General features: G+C 39.0%; 2 protein-coding genes. Both read right to left on the reverse strand.

The features are described from left to right. Positions 1 to 94 precede the first annotated feature (94 nt). Positions 95 to 5,161, reverse strand: coding sequence for an SdrD B-like domain-containing protein (locus H4J50_RS11215; protein ID WP_182256442.1), 5,067 nt, complete (start codon positions 5,159 to 5,161; stop codon positions 95 to 97). Between the two features lie 165 nt (positions 5,162 to 5,326). Further along, entirely contained in the window at positions 5,327 to 6,019 is a 693-nt protein-coding gene (locus H4J50_RS11220; RefSeq protein WP_182256444.1) for a PEP-CTERM sorting domain-containing protein, read from the reverse strand. Positions 6,020 to 6,166 lie beyond the last annotated feature (147 nt).

The raw sequence follows: 6,166 nt of genomic DNA on the forward strand, positions 1-6,166 counted from the left end.
AGTGCAGAGAACTTTATATAAAAATAAATTATTTCACAAAAAAAAAGCGCTCATGTGAGCACTTTTTAATCATCAAAAATTTAATTATTCATTTTTACATAAGGGTAATTACTTCACCAGTACTTAGCTCAATCTCTACTGAGTACTTATTCATGTTTTTATCTACCTTATCGTCAAACTTTATCTTGATCTCTTTTTTATCATCGGCCTTAATTTTTCTTTTATCTTGTGACTTTTCCCATCTAGTCACAGTGACCGGTGAAGCCTGGGTTTCAGTATCGTAGATTTTATCTCCACCATTCTTGATTTCGACTAAATCACCGTTTACAGAAGTAGGCCAGTCAACAGAGATGCTTTCTATGAAAACATCTTTATTACTATCGTTATGAATATAGAACTTATATTCTTTCTTTTTTAAGTCCTTAAACTCTGCTCTAACTGCACCAACTGAACCACTGCTTGGCGCACCTAAAACAGCTTCAACAACACCTGTATTGTTTAAGTCACAGCTAAATGAGCCAGTTTCACCTGTCATGCCATTTAATGCAAAGCTGTTCACTAGGCTGTTATCATCGTTTTTATTGTTACCTTGTGCAGAACCACAGTCATCAGAGCCATCCATAAAGTCATCAGAACATGACAAATGGAATGCCGATTCACCACTAGTAGCGCCACTTAGCGTAACAGCAAAATCATTACCATAAGCATCTCTATCAACGATGAAGTTAATCAAATTACCTTCCTGTAGATTTTCAAACACTTGGCCTGCAGCTGTTGTAACTGTTGTACCATTTGCGCCATTCCAAATCATTGATAATTCAGTTAATGGTTTAATGTCACTACAAGTCAGCACTTGCTCTGGTGTTGGCGGTTTTTCAGGTACTACAACCGTTAGAGGAACAGTATCTTGAGCACTACAAGCTATACCAGAAGGTCTAAGGTTACCCGTTACTGTTAGCGTGTTGTTAAAGACATTATCAACACCAGGTAAAACAAACTGAGTACGAGTCAATTCAGCACTGCCACCTTGAGCTGCTAGATCAAGAGATCCAAGCGGTCCAAAACTATCAGAAGCTTCATCAACAAAACGTTCAGTACTGTTGTTTACAATGGTGTAGTTATAAAGCATTTCAACACCCGCAGATATTGATTGACCACTTTTGGTATCCATAGCAACTAAATCAACTGCACCATATTGGTCACCTAAACTTAAAGGTAATGAACATGATGTATGCATAGCTACTTTTTGTACCAAGTTACCTGTAGCGCTAAAGATTTCAATTATAGTATTTGAATCAAAATCGTTTTCATTAGCTGCTGCAGAGGTTGCAGTAACAACATCACCAATAGTTACATTGGCTTGTACTGTATCAAGGAAAACTTTGGCCTTGTTACCTGTTTTGCCATTGCTCACTTTGATACGAACATTGTCACCAGCTGTACCACCAACGATACATTCTGCTTTACCACCTTGAGTGTTGCTAATAACACAATCGCCACCAAGATAACGTAAACTTACATTAACAGGCTTGCTATCACACGAAGCATTAGTAGGCATTTCATAAGTACAAGTTTCCGCAGTAGCAATTGGATCAGTTGGTGAGTTACATACTAACGCAACACCATTTTCACCCGCTAAACCGTCTAGTAACCAGCTATTTAATAAGCCTGCTTCATTGTTTTTACTATTACCTTGCGGAGCACCACAATCTTCAGGGCCATTCATACCAGAGTCAGAACATGACATATGGAAACGAGATGTACCTAGACTATCACCATTAGCGTTGAATACTTCCCAATCAATGTCATTACCTGCACCAGCAAAACCGCTGATAGTAACCACATCGCCATTGTTAACATTACTACGAGTCGTTAACTCTGTATTATCAGTTTTACCGTAATAAGCAACAATGTTTACATTATCTTGACCATCCCAAATCATTGATAATGTATCTAGCGGCTTAGCATCGCTACAAACAAAGTTAACTGGTTGCAGTGAAGGTATAATTGCACAAGTAGCATTAATATCTAAAGCACATTGGGCTATTGGAGCAACAAAACCTGCATCTACATCTACATTTTGCTCACCAGAACCTAGCGTAATACAGCTGGTTGTACCCATATCGCCGTCAAAGTTCTCTGCATCACTATCTATAGTCTCATCAATACCAACATTAGCATTAGTAAAACTTAAACCTGATGGAGCCGTAAATTTAACTCTATAGTCACCTGGGACCAAATCAGTGAAATTGTACATACCTGATGAATTAGTAAACACAGACGTTACTTCATTACCAAAGATATCAATAACAGTGCTGTTGCTACAGTCGAATAACTCAACCATTACGCCATCTAAACCATTTTCATTGTTTAGCACGCCATTGTTATCGCTATCAAGCCATACTTGGTCGCCCAAACTAGCCGGTAAATAAGCGCCTGCATCCAATGTAAGGTTTTGGTCTCTAACGCCTAATTCTATACATTCACTCGCGCCAGAATTTGGATTAGCATCACTATCTACGTCGGTACTCATACCAGTAAAGCGTGGGCTAACTATGTATCCTGCTTGAGTCAAATAAGCTAAATCAAACTGTACTGCATAACTACCAGCAGAAAGGCCTTCAAAGAAGTACAAGCCACTCGCGTTGGTATTAGTCGTTATACCCGTAGAAATTAAGAAGTTATCAGCACCACAAATCATCAATTCAACAGGTACACCTTCTATACCATTGCTTAACTCATTAAGGTCTTGAATACCATTAGCATTGGTGTCATTCCATACGAAGTCGCCAATACGTGATTCATTAATTGTACGTATACCAGCATCAATATCCGTGTTGCTTTCACCTGAGGCTAAAGTAATACAACGTGTTGTACCCATAGTGCCATCTTGGTTGAAGTTTTCTGCGTCGCTATCCATTACATCAGGACCAACAACAGCAGTTGTAAACTCAAGACCAGCACTGGTAGTAAACTTAACCGTATATCCACCCGGTTTTAAGTTACCGAAGTTGTATAAGCCATTACTGTCAGTAACTGTTGGAAGCACAGGGTTGCCATAAATGTCGGTTACCTGAGTATTACTACAATTAAACAATTCTACGCTTATGCCAGCAACACCAAATTCATCAACAAACAAACCATTACGATCAAGGTCATTCCAAACTGTATCACCTATAGACGCTGGAGCAATAACGCCGGCATCAACAGATAAGTTAGTTTGATTAGTCAAAATATCTACGTTAGCTGTACGGCCTGTGACTGCATCTGCATCACTATCAAAGTTTGTATCACCCTGATTTTGCAACGTATATAAATAACCGTTAGGTAGCGTATATTCTACACAGTAGTTACCCGCTATAAGGTCTGAGAAAAGGTAAAAGCCATTTGCATCAGTAGTGGTATTTGCAATTACATCTTCATCACCTGAAGTACAACTTGCATCACCATCAAGGTTTTCTAGTAATGAAACACCAACACCTGCAATACCAGCGCCACACTCAGTACCCATATCACCGGTATCACCTACAATGCCATTACCGTTCGTATCAGCACATTCTTGAATACCATTGCCGTTAAGGTCTTGCCATACACGGTCACCTAATGCTGCAGTTGAACTTACAAGTCCTGCATCAATAGTAATGTTATTGCTACCGGCTATAACTTCAATTGAGTTTTGGTTTGCAAAAACCGTCTGACAGGTACCATCGCCTTGATCAACCACATCGCTATCGGCAACATCGTCATTGCCCATATTGTCTAAAGTACATTCATAGCCTGCAGGTTTAACTACAGCGATACAATAATTGCCAGGGGTAATATCATCAAACAAGTAAAAACCATTGCTGTCTGTAGTTTGTGACGTAACAATCATTTCATCAGTTGTACCACATACGCCATCAAGGCCAGTTGACAATAAGTTAACGGTTACATCAGCAATACCTGAATTACATTCTGCACCAGAATCGCCTAAATTACCTAGAATACCATCTGCAGGGAAGCTAGCATTGCTAGCACCACCATCGATACAATTTTGAATACCATCTAAATTAAGGTCATTCCATACACGGTCGCCAAGTGAAGCACTTGAACCCACTAAGCCCGCATCAAAAGAAAGGTCTTTGTCACCAGCAGCAACTATAATAGGGTTTTGGTTGTTATCAACGGTTTGACAAGTGCCATCCCCTTGGTCAACAAAATCGCTATCCACTAAATTGTCACCACCGACATTCTCGGTAGTACATTCAGTTCCAGCCGGTTTCACTATTGATACACAATAAGAACCAGGCTGAACATTATTAAATAAGTAAAAACCATTGGCATCAGTGGCGTTAGTATCAACCACCATTTCGTCACCTGAGCCACAGTAACCGTCATCACCAGCTGTTAATAAATTAACAGTAACATTAGCAACACCCGCATCACATTCTGCGCCAGCATCGCCAGCATTACCGATTATGCCATCAGCTGGGAAGTTGTTATCGTTTGCGCCACCGTCGGTACAGTTTTGAATACCATCGGCATTAAGGTCAGACCATACACGGTCACCAATAATAGCGGTTTTTGCAGGAATTCCACCTAAGTTACCTTTAGATTCACCTTCAAAATCAACAGTAAAATCACCGTTAAAGGTTGAGGTTTCCATTATTTGAGAGACAGAAACTACGCCTGTAGGAAATAAATTTTGCAGTAATCCTCCAGTGATCGTAAAGTTAAAATCTACTATATCGTTATTCGATGATGCATTGAAATAGCCAAAAGCACTGACCTCACCGGTAAGTAATTCACCCGATACTGTACCTACATTGGGTACATCAACTTCACCATAAACGAATAAATCATGGCCTGGGTTGCCACCAATTAAGGCACCGGTTTCATCAACGCTAATATTAATAATAAAGTGTTCTTCGCCACCAGAAACAGGATTGATGAATATTGGGCGACTGTTTGGAAATGTAAGTGATACCGGTAATGAATTAACAATCAACGTATTGTCAACAGCGTGGTAATTGGTAGTTACTTCCTGCGAATTAAAGCCTATCAGTGGTAGTTCTAATGTATCGTTCAGCAACGCAGCTGTTGATAACTTTGGTACAGTTAACGCCATTAACACTGCACTAGTGGTTATCCAAAGGCGATGGTTTTTGTGTAAATTTATCATGTAGGGCTCCAAAATTTGGCTCAAAAAATATTTCATATTTTCAATAACATTAGTCACAGTTCACCCTTAATACTTAGTGAAAAGGAAGAGCAATATTTTAAATTGAGAAAGGTGTTGGTGGAATACAGTGCAAATAAACTCAAGACTGCATTCCACTATTATAATTTACTTATTTTTTTTGCGGCGAGAAAAACCCGCTAGGCCAAGAATGCCCGAGCCAAGTAACCACATGCTTGTTGGTTCAGGAACTGCTACTCCGTTATCAGACTGTGCGATTGAACTTGAAAAATTACTCATCCAGTCCCCAGAAAAACCTGATTTTGCAAGGATAATAGCACCAATGCTATTAATGCCACCAAAGAAGTCTGCAGCGTCACCGCCTGTTATTTCAAATAGGAAGTATAATGTTCCTGAGTTTTCAAAGCCGAATTGAGAAAGAACGCCAGTTAATAAGGTAGGATTAGTAGGTGAACGCATGTAGCCATCTGGTAAGGCTATATCGTTGCCTGAGCCGTCTTTTTTGGTAATCCAACCACCTATTGATATACTGCCACTTTCAAAGTCACCATTATTATCAATTTTAGCCTCTAGTACGTAATCTTTACCATCGCCGTAAAGTTGGTACGTAAGGCCATTATAATGAAGTTCACTTGCATAACCTTTGGCAGTAAATTCATCAGTTTCTTCAAAGTATGTGGTTTCAAGCGATAAAGCTGATATATCTGGGCTATCTTGTAAATCAAAACCAGCCAAGCTAGCTTGGCTCGACATACTCATACCTATAAGCATTGCACCTAAAACGACACGGCTCCATATACTGCTTTTAACTTTTTGAACAATGTTTTTATTGTTATACATTATCAGTTACCTTATTTAAAAAATTTAACAAATATCGAAATCTAAAAAATCATTAATTACTCAAGTTATCCTTAAGTATTAACTAATTAATTCCTCAAAAAGCTTTTAATTCACTAAAGTCTGATGACGCACAAAACATACCAATTG

Source organism: Colwellia sp. 6M3 (genome assembly GCF_014077595.1).
Classification (GTDB): Bacteria; Pseudomonadota; Gammaproteobacteria; order Enterobacterales; family Alteromonadaceae; genus Cognaticolwellia.

Coding starts and splice junctions, on each gene's coding strand:
- H4J50_RS11220 (WP_182256444.1), bottom strand. CDS start 6,019: ATGTATAACAATAAAAACATTGTTCAAAAAGTTAAAAGCAGTATATGG.
- H4J50_RS11215 (WP_182256442.1), bottom strand. CDS start 5,161: ATGATAAATTTACACAAAAACCATCGCCTTTGGATAACCACTAGTGCA.